Here is a 14,826-nt window from a genome sequence, read left to right as displayed (position 1 = left end):
GCAAGCGCGCTCTTCCTGCGATAATTTTGCCCATGAAGGCACTCACTTTCCACGCCGGGCCGCTGGCCCTGGCCCAGATCCGCACGCAGGGCTTGCGCGCCCAGGACATCGCCATCGTGCCGGCCGCTGCCGGCGGCCCCAAGGGGCTGATCTTCCAGGCGCTCGATCAATGGATGTTTGGCGAGTGGCTGCCGTCAAGCCCGCGCGAGCGCGTCCTCATCGGTTCCTCGATCGGCGCCTGGCGCATGGCCGCCGCCTGCCAGAACGATCCGGTCAAGGCCTTCGCCCGCCTGGGCGAGCTGTACGCGGGCCAGCGCTACGCCAGCAAGAAGCCGACCCAGCACGACATCGACAAGGTGGTGCAGGGCCTGCTCGGTGAATTCGTGCGCGGCCATGAAGAAGACATCGTCAGCCATCCGCACCACCGCCTGCACCTGCTCGCGGTGCGCGGCAAGGGGCGCCTCGCCGCACCCGGGCATCCGCGCGCCGAATTGCGCGGCTTCGCTGCGGCGGCGCTGAACAATGCCTGCTCGCGCACCTGGCTCGGCCGCCTGATGGAGCGCGTCGTGATCGGTGACACGCGCGTGCAGGCGCCCTGGCTGCGCGAGCGCTTTGACGCTTTTACTACCCACTTTTCCTCGCTCACGCACACGAATCTTGCGGCGAGCCTGCTGGCATCGGGGACGCTGCCCTTGATCATGAAACCGGTGACGGGCATTGCGGACCTGCCGCCGGGCAGCTACTGGGACGGCGGCATCATCGACTACCACCTGGCCTTGCCCTACGCGCGCGCGGCGGGCGAATCGAAGAGCGACCTGGTGCTGTACCCGCACTTCACCCAGCACATCGTGCCGGGCTGGCTCGACAAGGGCTTCCCGTGGCGCCGTGCGGCGCGTGCGCATCGGGAATGGCTGGACAATGTGCTGATCGTTGCGCCATCTGAGGAATTCCTGCGCACCCTGCCGCGCAAGAAGCTGCCGGACCGCGCAGACTTTGCCTTCTACGGACTGGACCACGACGAGCGCATCCGCAATTGGCAGCGCGCGATGGGGGAGGGGAAGCGCCTGCGCGACGAGCTGGCGGAATTCGTGGCCAAGCCGGACCTGTCGCTTCTTAAACCGATCTGACCTCAATGCCCTTAGGTTAAGCGCTGCCGGGATTTCGTAGGGTGGGCAAGTTCCTTGCCCACGCGTTCAACTAACGAGAGCGTTGCCACAGTGCGCCCGTGAGTTGAACGCGTGGGCGGAGATCCGCCCACCCTACAACGTCTTAACGCAAAGTCATTACGATCTGGTCCGGCCGTTCACGGTACGCAATCTTTGAACTCGGTATCGAACCATCCGCTCGGTGTGCAGCGCCCGGCCAGCAAGGCCTCGATACGAGCCACGCGCTGCGCCAGCGCTTCTGGACCGCGCACCGGGTGATACTGATTCGGCGCCTTGATCATCGCCACCAGCTTCACGAATTCCGCTTCGTTCGTCGCCTCGAGCGGCTTGCCGAGGTAGTTGCGGGCCGCTGGCGCAAGGCCGTTCACCTGCTGTCCTTCGTGCGTTCCCATGTAGACGGTCGCCACGTAGCGAGTCAGCTGATCGCGCTTGGACATTCGGGAATTCAGCACCAGGGTCATCACGTCGCGCCCCAGGTCGATGCGCTTGCAGCAGTTGAACACGCCCCGGTAGAAACGCTGAACTGCGCCGTTCATGCCATCGAGCCGGCCGCTACCCAGGAAGACATCGCGCGCCAGCGCCGACGAGATCGTAGCCACCCCCTGGCCCGGCGCGATGCTCAGGCCCGCATGCTCGAAGAAGGTCGGATCTTCCACCCTCAGCAGGATGGCGGTTTGCCGGGCGGATAGGGGAGCTGTGTCCGCGACCGGCCTCGTCGCGAGCGCCTCGTCGAGCACGGTCCAGGCCCAGGCGCCGGCCAGGGCCAGGTAGGCCAATATCAATATCGTCAACAGCAGGAGCACCCTGCGCCAGCGCATCACAGGCGCACCTGCGGATAAGGCGTGCAGCCTTCGATCTCGTGCAGGAAACCGCAATCAAGGTAGCCCGGGATCTTGCCGAACTCACCCAGCACCCTCGCGCGGAATTCGTCATGTTCGTGCCAGCGCTCGACTGGCACGCCGAAGTAATTGACCGGACACACCGACATGCGCAGGCCGGGCCAGTGGCGCTGCAAGGTCATCAGGTAGCGCCGCGTCGAGCAGACCTTGCCAATGACGAGCACGCTGCGGATCGACTCCACGTCCATGTGCTCGGCCACCGTGGCCCGGCCGAGGAGGACGTTTTCTCCGGTATTGGTCGCAGCGGTTTCCAGGATCAGGCTGGATGCGGGCATGCCGAGCGCAAGCAAGCGTTCGCCGATGTGTTCAGCCTCGGACCGGGCGTGGCCGCCCGTCTTCCCACCGGAGACCAGCAGGCGCTGGAACATGCCTTCCTGCCACAGCGCGTACTCCGCCTCGCAGAATTCCGGCACCCCGTGGCGCGTCCCGAACAGGAAGCCGAGATCGGACGGCTGCGGCGGGAACGAGGGCATCATGTAGTCGCCGATGTGCTGGTAGGCGTCGTTGGGCATGGCTGGGACAGAAAGCTGCGGATGGGCGATCTTAGCAATAAATGCCGGCGAGAAAGTAACGAATACTTGCACTTTAGTATTCTGGCATCTGGACTGGGCCAGCCTGACGATCGTACTGCAACGCCGTGCCCGTGTTGCGCCGGTTTTTTCGGCAGCCGGGGGCGTCCGCGGTTACAATGTGGGGTTTTGGAGCCGGGCTTCCTTCCGCTCCGCATCTATACGAGAGAAAGAGTTCCCATGAGCCTCCAATGCGGCATCGTCGGCTTGCCGAACGTCGGCAAGTCCACCCTGTTCAACGCCCTGACCAAGGCCGGCATCCCGGCCGAGAACTATCCGTTCTGCACCATCGAGCCGAACGTCGGCGTCGTCGAGGTGCCCGATCCGCGCATGCAGCAACTGGCTGACATCGTCAAGCCCGAGCGCATCGTGCCTGCGATCGTCGAGTTCGTCGACATCGCGGGCCTGGTGGCCGGCGCATCGAAAGGCGAGGGCCTGGGCAACCAGTTCCTGTCCCACATCCGCGAGACCGACGCCATCGTCAACGTGGTGCGCTGCTTCGAAGACGACAACGTCGTGCACGTTTCCGGCAAGGTCAGCCCGATCGACGACATCGAAGTGATCCAGACCGAGCTGGCGCTGGCCGACCTGGGCGCCGTCGAGAAGGCGATCCACCGCGAGAACAAGAAAGCGCGTTCGGGCGACAAGGATGCCGCCAAGCTGGTGGCGATGTGCGAGCGCATGCTGCCGCACCTGAACGAGGGCCAGCCGGTCCGCACGATGGGGCTGGACGCCGAAGAGATGGCCCTGATCCGCGAACTGCACCTGATCACGGCCAAGCCGGCGATGTACGTGGCCAACGTGTCCGATACCGGCTTCACCAACAACCCGCTGCTCGACAAGCTGACCGAATTCGCGAAGAAGCAGAACGCGCCGATCGTGGCAATCAGTGCCGCGATCGAATCGGAAATCGCCGAGATGGACGACGCCGACAAGAAAGACTTCCTGGCCGACATGGGCATGGAAGAGCCGGGCCTGGACCGCTTGATCCGCGCCGCTTACTCGCTGCTCGGCCTGCAGACCTACTTCACCGCCGGCGTGAAGGAAGTGCGCGCCTGGACCGTGAAGGTCGGCGCTACCGCACCGCAGGCGGCCGGCGTGATCCACACCGACTTCGAACGCGGCTTCATCCGAGCGCAGACCATTGCTTTCGACGACTACATCGCCTACAAGGGTGAAGCGGGCGCCAAGGAGGCGGGCAAGATGCGTGCGGAAGGCAAGGAGTACATCGTCAAGGATGGCGATGTGCTGAACTTCCTGTTCAACGTCTGATCGTTTCGGACTCCCAGGAAAGCCCCGCCATCGAGCGGGGCTTTCCATTTCGTCCCATATTGACGCCGCTTCATCCCACAAGCGTTTCACGATCCCGTCCGCCATGGTCAACTACGTCGGCTGAAGTCTTTCCCTGACAACCGACGAGTGAACATCATGAGAAAAATCCTGATCACGGCCGTCCTCCTGCTGGCGGCAAACAATGTGCTGGCCCAGGATGCGATCAACTGCAGTTCCTGCGCCGAATGGAACAAACCGGTCGCGCCCTTCAACATCTACGGGAACGCGTATTACGTCGGCACCGAGGGCCTATCCTCCGTGCTGGTCACCAGCCCGCAGGGCCACGTCCTGCTCGACGGCGCGCTGCCGCAGTCGGCGCCCCTGATCCAGAAGAACATCGAGGCGCTCGGCTTCAGGATGAAGGATGTGAAACTGATCCTGAATTCGCACGCCCACTTCGACCACGCGGGCGGCATCGCCGCCCTGCAGAAGGCGAGTGGCGCCACGGTCGTCCACACCGCCCACGGCGCCCAGGTGCTGCGCGACGGTACGCCGGGGACGGACGACCCGCAGTACGACCCGAAGGAACGCGCCTACATCCCGAAGGTGGCACAGGTGAAGGAAGTAAAGGACGGCGAAACCCTGTCCGTCGGCCCGCTGCGCTTTACCGTCCACACGACGCCCGGCCATACGCCCGGCGGCATCACCTGGACCTGGCAATCCTGCGAAGGGGGTAAATGCCTGAACATGGTCTACGCCGACAGCCTGACCATGATCTCCACCGACGGCTTCTACTATACCGGGGGGCCCGGCTACCCGGACCGTTCGGCCAGCGCCAAGGCCAGCATCGCCAAGGTCGCCGCCCTGAAATGCGACATCGTGATCGCCGCCCATCCCTCGGCCACCGATGCCTTCGGCAAGGCAGCCGCCAAGACGGCCCAATCGAACCCATTCATCGACCCCGAAGGCTGCCGCAAGCTGGCCGCGGGCGCCGCGCAGAAGTTCGAGGAGCGCCTGCAGCGCGAGCGCGACGAGAAGGCGAAAGCAGCCGGGCGCTGACGCAGCCCCGCAATCCCTGCCATACTGTCGGCCTTCGCCTTCCGGACCCGACAGCATGGCCACCGTTACCGAACTCGTCATTTACCCGATCAAGTCCTGCGGCGGCATTTCCGTGCCCGAGGCGCAGTTCGGCATCTCCGGTCTGCAGGCCAATGGCGTGCACGACCGCGAGTGGATGCTCGTTACCCGCGAAGGCCTGTTCCTGACCCAGCGCGAGTACCCGCGCATGGCGCTGGTGACGTCGCGGATCGATGGTGACGCCATCGAGGTGGCCGCCCCCGGCATGCCGCCGCTGCGCCTCCCGCTGGCGCACGACCCCGCAGCAAGCAACTTGACCGTCCAGATCTGGGACCACAGCGTGATTGCTGCCGACTGCGGCGACGCCGCCGCAGCCTGGTTCTCCGACGCAGTTCAAGGCCCCTGCCGCCTGGTGCGCTTCCGCCCGGACGTGCACCGCCCCACCAGCACCAAGTGGACCGGCGGCGCCCCCGCCGAGACCCGCTTCGCCGACGGCTACCCCATCCTGGTGATCGGCCAGGCCTCGCTGGACGACCTGAACGCGAAACTGAAGATCGCCGGCCGCAACCCGCTGCCGATGAACCGCTTCCGCCCCAACCTCGTGGTCGACGGTCTTGAAGCATTCGAGGAAGACTACATCGAATCGTTCTCGGCCGAAGGCCTGGCGCTGCGCCCGGTCAAGCCCTGTGCGCGCTGCCCGATCCCCGCGATCGACCAGGCCACCGGCATTCCCGGACCGGACCCGCTCGACATCCTCCAGACCTACCGCGCCAACCCGCGCATGGAAGGCGCCGTCTGCATGGGCATGAACGCCATCGTCAGCGAAGGCGAGGGCGCTACCTTGCACGTTGGCCAGGATCTGGAAGTTTCCTTGGCTTTTTAACCACGAGTGGCCAAGGCCATGCGCGACGCATGGCTGCCACAGTGTCGCGAAATCGCCCCTCGGAGGGCGTTTTTCGTTTTCAAGGGCGGGAAGATGGCGTAATGTTACGGTTATTGCTGAAAGGAATTTTCAATGCACGAGCCGGACGCGCAAACGCGAGAACTGATGTTGGAGAACGAGACCCTGCGTTCCCGCATGGCGTACTTGCTCGAACAGGCCGAACGCAACCATTCCATCATGACCCGGCACCAGGCATTCGACCTGAAAATCGTGGGTGCGAGCACCTTCCAGGAGCTGGTGACGACGATTTTCCAGACCCTGCCGGTCATTTCCGAACTCGACATCGTGACCCTGTCGCTGGTCGACCCGGAAGCGGACATCTACACCGTCATGCACAAGCTGGGCGTCGACTATGAAGAGCTGCCCCACCTGAGCTTCTGCGAGCATGCCAGCGAGCTCGGCTTCCCGCACGTCGAGGGCCGCCGCCCGCGTCCGGTGCTGGGGCCGTATGCGCCGTCGCGCCACAAGGCGATGTTCCCGCATCCGCCCGAGGGCCTGCAGAGCGTGGCGCTGGTGCCGCTGCTGCGCAATACCCGCCTGATCGGCAGCCTGAACCTGGGCAGCTCGGACCCGAACCGGTTTACGCCCGCCCTCGGCACCGACTTCATCGAGCACATGGGCTCGATCATCGCGATCTGCCTCGAGAACGTGATCAGCAACGAGATGCTGAAGTTCATCGGCCTGACCGATTCGCTCACCGGCGTCTACAACCGCCGCTACATCGACCGCCGCCTGGTGGAAGAGATCGCACGGGCGCGCCGCCAGGATTACCGCATCTCGGTCATGTACATCGACATCGACCACTTCAAGCAGGTCAACGACACGGTCGGCCACCAGGCCGGCGACGAGGTGCTGCGCGAGGTGGCCCAGCGCATCAAGGCCGAGCTGCGCATCTCGGATGCGCTGGCGCGTTTCGGCGGCGAGGAATTCGTGGTGCTGCTGATCGACGCGGACCTGGAAAGCGCGAGCGCGGTGGCGGACCGGATCCGCGCCGGCGTGGAGGCGCAGCCGGTCGATGTCGGCAATGGCGGGCCAGTGTCGGTGACGGTGTCGATCGGGGTGGCGACGCTGGACGATTTCGAACGCGATCATGCGATCGAGGGTGTGGCGCAGGATCTGGTGGCGCAGGCGGATACGGCGCTGTATCGGGCCAAGAGCACCGGGCGCAACCGCGTCGTGTCGCTTTCATAAACGCCGATTCGGCTCCGGTTTTGTAGGGTGGTCGGCTTCGCCGACCGCGCGTTCAAACAGTGTGTGTATGGCCGATGCGCGTTAAATCGCCGTGTAGTTGAACGCGCGGTCGGCAGAGCCGACCACCCTACACAAGCCGGCTCTCGGCGCGGCTGACTGCCTCGCCGGCTCCTCGCAAGACCAGCACGTCCCCCGCCAGGAGCACCGTCTCCGGATCCCCCTCCAGGCTCTTGCCATTCCTCCGCACCGCCGTCACCTCGGTCTCGACTTCCTCCAGCCCCAGCTCCCCCAGCCGCTTGCCGACCGCCGCCGCGCCCTCGCGCAGGGTCACCGAATGCAGCCGCACATAGGTGTGCTCCAGGTCGTCCGACACATCCCCAGCGCCATGGAAGTAGCCGCGCAGCGAGGCATACCGCTCGTCGCGCGCGCTCTGCACCCGATGCACCACGCGCCGCAGCGGCACGCCCATGGTGACCAGGGCGTGGGAGGCCAGCATCAGGCTGCTCTCCAGCGCCTCCGGCACCACCTCGGTGGCGCCCGCCTGTTTCAGGACATCGAGATCGCTGTCGTCATGGCTGCGCACGATGACGGCCAGGTTGGGCGCCAGCTCGTGCACCAGGTGCAGCACCTTCAGCGCCAATCTCGTATCGGCAAAGGTGATCACCAGCGCACTGGCGCGGTTGATGCCGGCCGCGATCAGGCTTTCGCGCCGGGCCGCGTCGCCATAGGACACGTTGGCGCCGGCCGTCTGCGCTTCCTGCACCCGTTCCGGATCCAGGTCGAGCGCATACCACGGCAGCTTTTCGTCGCTCAGCAAAGTGGCGAGGCTCTGGCCGCTGCGCCCGAAGCCCGCGATGATCACGTGCTTCTGGGTCTTCATGGTGCGGCTGGCGAGCTGGGTCAGCTGCAGCGACTGCATCATCCACTCGTTGGCCGCGACCTTCATGACGATCTTGTCCATGTTCGCGATCATGAAGGGCGCCACCAGCATCGACAGCACCATCGAGGCCAGCACGAGCTGGATCAGGAAGGGATCGATCAGCTTCGAGCCGGAGGCCAGGTTCAGCAGCACGAAGCCGAATTCGCCGGCCTGGGCCAGCGCGAGCCCCGTGCGCATCGCCACGCCGTCCGTCGAGCCGAAGGCCTTGGCGAGCAAGGCGATGATCGCGAACTTCAGCAGCACCGGGAAGATCACCAGCGCCAGCACCACCCACCACTGTTCCAGCACCAGCTGCAGGTTGAGCAGCATGCCGACCGTGATGAAGAAGAGCCCGAGCAGCACGTCGCGGAAGGGCTTGATGTCTTCTTCCACCTGGTGCTTGTACTGGGTCTCGGAGATCAGCATGCCGGCGACAAAGGCGCCAAGGGCCAGCGACAGGCCGGCCTGCTCGGTGATCCAGGCCAGGCCCAGGGTCACGAGCAGCAGGTTGAGCATGAACAGCTCCTGCGAGCGGCGCTTGGCAACGACGGTGAACCAGAAGCGCATCAGCTTCTGCCCGAAGATCAGCAGCAGGGCCAGGACAAACGCCGCCTTCACCAGCGCCCAGCCGAGCGTGACGACCAGTTCCTCGGCCGGCCGCGCCAGCGAGGGAATCAGGATCAGCAGCGGCACCACGGCCAGATCCTGGAACAGCAGGATGCCGATGATGCGGCGGCCATGCTCGCTCTCGAGTTCCAGCCGCTCGGTCAGCATCTTGACCACGATGGCCGTGGAGGACATGGCCAGCGCCCCGCCCAGGGCGAAGGCCGCCTGCCAGCTCACGTGCAGCGCGGGCGCCCACCAGGAAATGAACAGCCCGAACACCATCGCCGCCACGATCGTCAATACGACCTGGGCGAGCCCGAGGCCGAACACGATGCGCCGCATCGATTTGAGCTGGGCCAGGGAGAATTCGAGCCCGATGGAAAACATCAGGAAGACGACGCCGAACTCGGCCAGCGCGTGGGTGGCGGGACTGTCGTTGGCCAGCGCCAGCGCATGGGGGCCGATCAATACGCCGACGGCCAGGTAGCCGAGCATCGGCGGCAGGTGAAGCATCCGGAAGGCGACCACGCCGAGCACGGCGCAGCCCAGCAGGAGCAGGGTCAGTTCAAGTCCGGAATGCATTATCCCCAATACTGGTTGTTGTTGTTGTTTGTTACGACTGGCAAGTTTTTTGCTTACGCGTTTCGGCTATACTGCCATCATGAGTGTAACCCATGAAAAAATAATGCTGAAAAGTTTTGACGAGGGCCAGGCACGGCGCGTGCTCGAGCTGGGCCGCGAGACCCTGGCCATCGAAGCGGACGCGATCCGCGCGCTGCATGCACGGCTCGGCGACGACGACAATTTCGTGCGCGCAGTCGACCTCCTGTATGGCTGCACGGGCCGCGTAGTCGTCTCCGGCATGGGCAAATCCGGCCACATCGGCCGCAAGATCGCCGCGACGCTGGCCTCGACCGGCACCCCGGCCATGTTCGTACACCCGGGCGAAGCCGCGCACGGCGACCTCGGCATGGTCACCGCCAAGGACGTCTTCATCGCCATCTCGAACTCGGGCGAATCGTCCGAGCTGCTGGAGATCCTCCCGGCCATCAAGCGCATGGGCACGCCCGTGATCGCGATGACCGGCAAGCCGCATTCGCGCCTGGCCAAGCTGTCCGAAATCCACCTGAACATCGCGGTGGACAAGGAAGCCTGCCCGCTCAACCTGGCCCCGACCACCAGCACCACCGTGACGCTCGCCATGGGCGACGCCCTGGCCGTGGCCCTGCTGGACATGCGGGGTTTTCGCGAGGAAGACTTCGCCCTGTCGCACCCGGGCGGGGCGCTGGGCCGCCGCCTGCTGACCCACGTGCGCGACGTGATGCGCACCGGGGACGCCATCCCCGCCGTCGGCCCCGACACCCTGCTGGCCAAGGCGCTGCTGGAAGTCAGCCAGAAGGGCATGGGCATGACCGCCATCGTCGACGACGAGCGCCGTCCGATCGGCGTGTTCACCGACGGCGACCTGCGCCGCCTGATCGAGCGCTACCACGACTTCTCGAACATCCTGATCCGCGACGTCATGCACGCCAACCCGCGCCGCGTCCATCCGGAGCAGCTGGCGGTCGACGCCGTCGCCGTGATGGAAGAATTCCGCATCAACCAGATGCTCGTGGTCGATGCCGATGACCGCCTGGTCGGCGCACTGCACATCCACGACCTGACCCGCGCCAAGGTGATCTGATGACGCCGCTCGAACACATGCAGCGCGCCGCGCGCGTGAAGGTGATGATTTTCGACGTCGACGGCATCCTCACCGACGGCAGCCTGACCTATGGCCCGGACGGCGAGGTCACCAAGACCTTCAACGTGCTCGACGGCCTCGGCATCCAGCTGCTGAACAAGACCGGCGTCAAGACCGCCATCATCAGCGCGCGCAAGTCGCCGATCGTGGTCAAGCGCGCCGCCGACCTCGGCATCTCGCACGTCTACCAGGGCATCCACGACAAGCGCATCGGATTCGCCGAACTGCTGCAAGCGACAGGCGTGACGCCTGAGGAATGCGGCTACATCGGCGACGACGTGATCGACCTGCCGCTGTTCACCCGCGTGGGCTTCGCCATCACCGTGCCGTCGGGCCACCCCGAGGTGCAGTACCGCGCCCACTACGTCACCCGCAACGCGGGCGGCAAGGGGGCGGTGCGCGAGGTGTGCGACATGATCATGCGCGCCCAGGGCAACTACGAACAGGCGCTGGCGCCGTACTTCGCCTGACCTTCCAGGAACGAGCATGGCTCCGTCGAACTACAAACGCACCGCCCACCGCTGGAAGCTCCTGACCATCATGATGGTCGGGGTGTTCTGCGCCTTCGGCAGCTTCTGGCTGCTGCAGGTCTTGCAGGGCGAGGACGAGGACCCGCGCCTGGGCGGCCCGTCCAGCGAGCCGGACTACATCGTCGAGAACTTCTCCTTCGTGCGCATGACGCAGGACGGCAAGCCGAGCTATGTCGTTTCCGGCAAACGCCTGACGCACCGTCCGCTGGGCGACGTGTCCGAGGTCGATGCGCCGGTGGTGCAGGGCATGACGCCGGGCCGTCCGCGCATGACGGTGGTGGCGAAGCAGGGCCGCATCTTCCATGAAGAACACCGCGTCGACCTGATCGGCAACGTCGACATCCAGCGTCCGGCCACGCCGACCAGCGAAGCGCTGCGCGTGCGCACCCAGGCGCTCACGGTGCTGCCCGACGAAGAGATCATGAAGACCGACAAGCCGATCGAGATGCAGCTCGGCTCCGCCACCGTGACCGGCACCGGCATGGTCGCGAACAACGCGACCCAGAAGCTGCACCTGGCCAGCCGCGGCCAGATCGTCTATCCGCCGCGCGCGCAACGCTGATTTTCAATGCCCGCGCCGCGTTACAACAGGACCAGCAAAACCATGAAAAAAATACTCGCTGCCACTTTCCTCACCCTGGCATCGCTCACCGCCACGGCGGAGCGCGCCGATTCGCTCAAGCAGGCCGTGATCAACTTCGACACGCTCGACGTCGACGAAGTCACCCAGACCCGCATCCTGACCGGCAACGTCGTGCTCACCCGCGGCACCCTGGTGCTCAAGTCGGACCGCGCCCTGGTGAAGGAAACGCCGGAAGGCTATATGAGCGTGACGCTCACCGCCAACAACGGCAAGCTCGCCACCTTCCGCCAGAAGCGCGACGGCGGTCCCGACCTGTGGGTCGAGGGCCAGGCCCAGCGCATCGAATACGACGAGCGCGCCGAGCTGGTGAAGCTGTTCACCACCGCCGAGGTGCGCGAGCTGGAGAACGGCCGCATGACCAATGAGATCAAGGGTCCCTTCATCTCCTACGACAACCGCCGTGAAGTGGCCCAGGTGCGCAACGACCCCAGCGGCAAGAGCACGGTCGGCGGCGGCCGCGGCACCCTGATCATCGCGCCGCGCCGCACGACGCCGGCGGAGGGCGCCAAGCAATGAACGCCGTACTGGAAAAACCCGCCGGCGACAGCTGCAGCACCCTGGTCGTCAAGGGCCTGCAGAAGAGCTACGGCAAGCGCCTGGTGGTGCGCGATGTCTCGCTGCAGGTCGACTGCGGCGAGGTGGTCGGCCTGCTCGGCCCCAACGGCGCCGGCAAGACCACGTCCTTCTACATGATCGTCGGCCTGGTGCCGTCGGATGCCGGCTCGATCGACATCAACGGCACCGACATCACGAGCCTGCCGATCCACCGGCGCGCGGTGCTGGGCCTGTCCTACCTGCCGCAGGAAGCCTCGGTGTTCCGGAAGCTCACGGTAGAAGAGAACATCCGCGCCGTGCTGGAACTGCAGCGCGACGAGAATGGCAAGGCCCTGGGCAAGAACGAGATCAACGAGCGCCTCGACACCCTGCTGGCCGAGCTGCAGATCGAAAAGCTGCGCGAGAACCCGGCGCTGTCGCTGTCGGGCGGCGAGCGCCGCCGCGTGGAGATCGCGCGCGCGCTGGCCACCAACCCGCGCTTCGTGCTGCTCGACGAACCGTTCGCGGGCGTGGACCCGATCGCGGTGATCGAGATCCAGCGCATCGTGCGCTTCCTGAAGGAGCGCAACATCGGCGTGCTGATCACCGACCACAACGTGCGCGAGACGCTCGGCATCTGCGACCGCGCCTACATCATCAACCAGGGCGCCGTGCTGGCTTCCGGCCGTCCCGACGACATCATCGCCGACGAATCCGTGCGACGCGTCTACCTCGGCGAACACTTCAGGATGTAATGAAACAGTCCCTGCAGCTCCGCACCTCGCAGCACCTTGCGCTGACGCCGCAGCTGCAGCAGTCGATCCGCCTGCTGCAGCTGTCCACGCTCGAACTGCACCAGGAGATCGAGCAGATCCTGCACGACAATCCGCTGCTCGAGCGTCTCGACGATCCACTCGACCGCTCGGTGCGCCTGCTGGCCGACGGCGCCATCAACACGGCGCCTGCCAATGGCGAGGCGCCGAGCGCGCAGCCCGCCCAGGAAGAAGGCGGCGCCAAGGCCGAGGGCGAGGGACATGAGGATGGCGAGCAGGGCGAGCGCGGCGACGCCGACAGCGACTGGGGCGGCGAGGGCGGCGGCGCACGCAGCGGCGACGACGAGGACGGACGCCCGCAACTGGAAGCCGACGGCACCACCCTGCGCGAACACCTGGCGGAGCAGATCCGCCTGACCGGCTGCAGCGCGCGCGACCGCGCCCTGGCCGAGCTGGTGATCGACGCCCTGGACGACAACGGCTACCTGGAAGAACCGCTCGACGAGATCCACGCGCGCCTGCCCGAGGAACTCGAGATCGACATGGACGAGCTGCGCTGCGCGCTGGCCCTGATCCAGAGCCTCGACCCGGTCGGCGTGGGCGCGCGCAGCGCGGCCGAATGCCTGGCGCTCCAGATCCGCCGCATGCCGGGCGTGCCGCTCGTCACGCGGCGCCTGGCCCTGAAAATCGTCGAGGGTTACCTGAGCTGGTTCGCCCAGCGCGAATACACCAAGCTGAAGAAGGCGCTCGACTGCGACGACGAAGACCTGCGCGAAGTGCAGGCCGTGGTCCGCCAGTGCAATCCGCATCCCGGCGCGGCCTTCGCCTCGAACGTGTCGGACTACGTGGTGCCGGACGTGATCGTCCGCCGCGCCAAGCACGGCTGGTCGGTTTCGCTGAACCCGGACGTGATGCCGAAGCTGCGCGTGAACTCCCTGTACGCCAACCTGCTCAAGCAGGGAAAAAGCGAAAGCCAGATGGGCGCGCAGTTGCAGGAAGCCAAGTGGCTCATCAAGAATATGCGCCAGCGCTTCGACACGATCCTGCGTGTTGCCGAGGCAATTGTGGAGCGCCAGCGTAACTTTTTCAGTCACGGCGCCGTTGCCATGCGCCCTCTTGTTTTGCGTGAGATAGCTGATACACTAGGCCTACACGAGAGCACAATCTCCCGTGTAACCACGCAGAAATACATGCTGACCCCGCACGGCATGTTTGAGCTGAAGTACTTCTTCGGAAGCCATGTCGCCACCGAAGCGGGGGGAGAAGCCTCCTCGACGGCGATCCGCGCGCTCATCGCGCAATTGACAGGAGCAGAAGACCCTAGGAACCCATTATCCGACAGCAAGATCGCGGAGATGCTCGGGGAACAAGGTATGGTCATTGCGCGCAGGACGGTCGCCAAGTACCGCGAAGCGCTCAAGATTCCGCCCGTCAGCCTCCGCAAATCCCTGTAAAGCACCTGCCCACACTCACCTTGTGGCGCGGGCAGGGCACCTTCCCAAGGAGTGTGTATGAACCTCACAATCAGCGGTCACCATCTCGAAGTCACCCCCGCCATCCGTGAATACGTTCAGAATAAGCTCGAGCGCATCACCCGCCATTTCGACCACGTGATCGATACCCACGTGTTCCTCGCGATCGACAATCTCACCGAAAAAGAAAAAAGGCAGAAAGCCGAAATCAACTTATCGGTATCGGGAAAGAAACTCCACGTCGCCAGCGCCGCACAAGACCTGTACGCCGCGATCGACACGCTGATGGACAGACTGGACAGGCAGGTTTTAAAACACAAATCCATGCTGCAAGACCATAACCACGTCGCGCACAAGCGCATGCCGGATATCGACGAAACCACGGCAGCAGCGTAAACACAGCCGCGCACATTCCGCGGCAACACCGCAAGGGCGTCTAAGGGGACGCCCTTTTTGCATTGTAAAGATAGGAATTTGCTGGCAGCCTT

15 protein-coding genes are annotated in these 14,826 nt (G+C 65.1%); 12 read left to right on the top strand and 3 right to left on the bottom strand.

The annotated features are described in order from the left end of the window. Nucleotides 1–32 precede the first annotated feature (32 nt). Nucleotides 33–1,127, top strand: coding sequence for a patatin-like phospholipase family protein (locus tag ACQ7JA_RS17375; RefSeq protein WP_430899984.1), 1,095 nt, complete (start codon nt 33–35; stop codon nt 1,125–1,127). A 176-nt stretch (nt 1,128–1,303) separates the two neighbouring features. Here the strand turns inward: ACQ7JA_RS17375 and ACQ7JA_RS17370 are convergent, their stop codons facing one another. After that, nucleotides 1,304–1,984, bottom strand: a complete 681-nt coding sequence (locus tag ACQ7JA_RS17370; RefSeq protein ID WP_430899982.1) for a transglycosylase domain-containing protein — start codon at nt 1,982–1,984, stop codon at nt 1,304–1,306. Next, nucleotides 1,984–2,577, bottom strand: a complete 594-nt coding sequence (locus tag ACQ7JA_RS17365; protein ID WP_430899980.1) for a YdcF family protein — start codon at nt 2,575–2,577, stop codon at nt 1,984–1,986. The genes ACQ7JA_RS17370 and ACQ7JA_RS17365 overlap by 1 nt, the downstream gene beginning before the upstream one ends. 237 nt (nt 2,578–2,814) lie before the next feature. On the opposite strand from ACQ7JA_RS17365, the gene ychF reads away from it, so the two are divergent. From ychF to ACQ7JA_RS17345, 4 genes are all read left to right on the top strand, one after another. Next, nucleotides 2,815–3,906 carry a redox-regulated ATPase YchF gene (ychF, locus tag ACQ7JA_RS17360; RefSeq protein ID WP_430899978.1) on the top strand — a complete coding sequence of 364 codons (1,092 nt, stop codon included), beginning with the start codon at nt 2,815–2,817 and terminating at the stop codon, nt 3,904–3,906. 156 nt (nt 3,907–4,062) lie between these two features. After that, complete coding sequence (bla, locus tag ACQ7JA_RS17355; protein ID WP_430899976.1) at nt 4,063–4,965, top strand: subclass B3 metallo-beta-lactamase; 903 nt, start codon at nt 4,063–4,065, stop codon at nt 4,963–4,965. 55 nt (nt 4,966–5,020) lie between these two features. Beyond that, nucleotides 5,021–5,866, top strand: a complete 846-nt coding sequence (locus tag ACQ7JA_RS17350; protein WP_430899974.1) for an MOSC domain-containing protein — start codon at nt 5,021–5,023, stop codon at nt 5,864–5,866. Between the two features lie 132 nt (nt 5,867–5,998). Continuing rightward, nucleotides 5,999–7,117 (top strand): DUF484 family protein, encoded by a 1,119-nt coding sequence (locus tag ACQ7JA_RS17345; RefSeq protein WP_430899972.1) that lies wholly within the window; start codon nt 5,999–6,001, stop codon nt 7,115–7,117. Nucleotides 7,118–7,244: 127 nt separating this feature from the next. Here the strand turns inward: ACQ7JA_RS17345 and ACQ7JA_RS17340 are convergent, their stop codons facing one another. Next, a complete protein-coding gene (locus ACQ7JA_RS17340; RefSeq protein ID WP_430899970.1) occupies nt 7,245–9,224 on the bottom strand; it encodes a cation:proton antiporter in 1,980 nt (659 codons plus the stop codon). A gap of 79 nt (nt 9,225–9,303) precedes the next feature. Between ACQ7JA_RS17340 and ACQ7JA_RS17335 the strand changes: the two genes are divergently transcribed. The 7 genes from ACQ7JA_RS17335 to hpf are packed head-to-tail and all read left to right on the top strand — an operon-like array spanning nt 9,304 to nt 14,734. Continuing rightward, nucleotides 9,304–10,326: a KpsF/GutQ family sugar-phosphate isomerase gene (locus ACQ7JA_RS17335; protein ID WP_430899968.1), complete on the top strand. Its 1,023-nt coding sequence runs from the start codon at nt 9,304–9,306 to the stop codon at nt 10,324–10,326. Further along, nucleotides 10,326–10,856, top strand: coding sequence for a KdsC family phosphatase (locus tag ACQ7JA_RS17330; RefSeq protein WP_430899966.1), 531 nt, complete (start codon nt 10,326–10,328; stop codon nt 10,854–10,856). Before ACQ7JA_RS17335 ends, ACQ7JA_RS17330 begins: the two co-directional genes overlap by 1 nt. 16 nt (nt 10,857–10,872) lie before the next feature. Further along, the gene (lptC, locus tag ACQ7JA_RS17325; RefSeq protein WP_430899964.1) at nt 10,873–11,478 is read left to right on the top strand and encodes an LPS export ABC transporter periplasmic protein LptC; all 606 of its coding nucleotides are present in this window, start codon (nt 10,873–10,875) and stop codon (nt 11,476–11,478) included. A gap of 42 nt (nt 11,479–11,520) precedes the next feature. Beyond that, on the top strand, nt 11,521–12,075 hold the full coding sequence (gene lptA, locus ACQ7JA_RS17320) for a lipopolysaccharide transport periplasmic protein LptA (protein ID WP_430899962.1): 555 nt from the start codon (nt 11,521–11,523) through the stop codon (nt 12,073–12,075). Further along, nucleotides 12,072–12,848: an LPS export ABC transporter ATP-binding protein gene (lptB, locus tag ACQ7JA_RS17315; protein ID WP_430899960.1), complete on the top strand. Its 777-nt coding sequence runs from the start codon at nt 12,072–12,074 to the stop codon at nt 12,846–12,848. The genes lptA and lptB overlap by 4 nt, the downstream gene beginning before the upstream one ends. Then, the gene (locus tag ACQ7JA_RS17310; RefSeq protein WP_430899958.1) at nt 12,848–14,320 is read left to right on the top strand and encodes an RNA polymerase factor sigma-54; all 1,473 of its coding nucleotides are present in this window, start codon (nt 12,848–12,850) and stop codon (nt 14,318–14,320) included. Before lptB ends, ACQ7JA_RS17310 begins: the two co-directional genes overlap by 1 nt. Nucleotides 14,321–14,377: 57 nt before the next feature. Then, nucleotides 14,378–14,734 (top strand): ribosome hibernation-promoting factor, HPF/YfiA family, encoded by a 357-nt coding sequence (hpf, locus tag ACQ7JA_RS17305; protein WP_430899956.1) that lies wholly within the window; start codon nt 14,378–14,380, stop codon nt 14,732–14,734. Nucleotides 14,735–14,826 lie beyond the last annotated feature (92 nt).

Origin of the sequence: Massilia sp. BKSP1R2A-1, from assembly GCF_050586525.1 — a bacterium.
Taxonomy (GTDB): domain Bacteria; phylum Pseudomonadota; class Gammaproteobacteria; order Burkholderiales; family Burkholderiaceae_D; genus Telluria.
Note: the sequence above shows the minus strand (reverse complement) of the source record. Positions and strands in the feature narration are given on the sequence as shown.

Excerpts from the sequence above, each read along its gene's own strand:
- ACQ7JA_RS17310 (WP_430899958.1), top strand. The coding sequence starts at position 12,848 with ATGAAACAGTCCCTGCAGCTCCGCACCTCGCAGCACCTTGCGCTGACG.
- ychF (WP_430899978.1), top strand. The coding sequence starts at position 2,815 with ATGAGCCTCCAATGCGGCATCGTCGGCTTGCCGAACGTCGGCAAGTCC.
- lptB (WP_430899960.1), top strand. The coding sequence starts at position 12,072 with ATGAACGCCGTACTGGAAAAACCCGCCGGCGACAGCTGCAGCACCCTG.
- lptA (WP_430899962.1), top strand. The coding sequence starts at position 11,521 with ATGAAAAAAATACTCGCTGCCACTTTCCTCACCCTGGCATCGCTCACC.
- ACQ7JA_RS17350 (WP_430899974.1), top strand. The coding sequence starts at position 5,021 with ATGGCCACCGTTACCGAACTCGTCATTTACCCGATCAAGTCCTGCGGC.
- hpf (WP_430899956.1), top strand. The coding sequence starts at position 14,378 with ATGAACCTCACAATCAGCGGTCACCATCTCGAAGTCACCCCCGCCATC.
- ACQ7JA_RS17330 (WP_430899966.1), top strand. The coding sequence starts at position 10,326 with ATGACGCCGCTCGAACACATGCAGCGCGCCGCGCGCGTGAAGGTGATG.
- ACQ7JA_RS17345 (WP_430899972.1), top strand. The coding sequence starts at position 5,999 with ATGCACGAGCCGGACGCGCAAACGCGAGAACTGATGTTGGAGAACGAG.
- bla (WP_430899976.1), top strand. The coding sequence starts at position 4,063 with ATGAGAAAAATCCTGATCACGGCCGTCCTCCTGCTGGCGGCAAACAAT.
- ACQ7JA_RS17375 (WP_430899984.1), top strand. The coding sequence starts at position 33 with ATGAAGGCACTCACTTTCCACGCCGGGCCGCTGGCCCTGGCCCAGATC.
- ACQ7JA_RS17370 (WP_430899982.1), bottom strand. The coding sequence starts at position 1,984 with ATGCGCTGGCGCAGGGTGCTCCTGCTGTTGACGATATTGATATTGGCC.
- ACQ7JA_RS17340 (WP_430899970.1), bottom strand. The coding sequence starts at position 9,224 with ATGCATTCCGGACTTGAACTGACCCTGCTCCTGCTGGGCTGCGCCGTG.
- ACQ7JA_RS17335 (WP_430899968.1), top strand. The coding sequence starts at position 9,304 with ATGAGTGTAACCCATGAAAAAATAATGCTGAAAAGTTTTGACGAGGGC.
- lptC (WP_430899964.1), top strand. The coding sequence starts at position 10,873 with ATGGCTCCGTCGAACTACAAACGCACCGCCCACCGCTGGAAGCTCCTG.
- ACQ7JA_RS17365 (WP_430899980.1), bottom strand. The coding sequence starts at position 2,577 with ATGCCCAACGACGCCTACCAGCACATCGGCGACTACATGATGCCCTCG.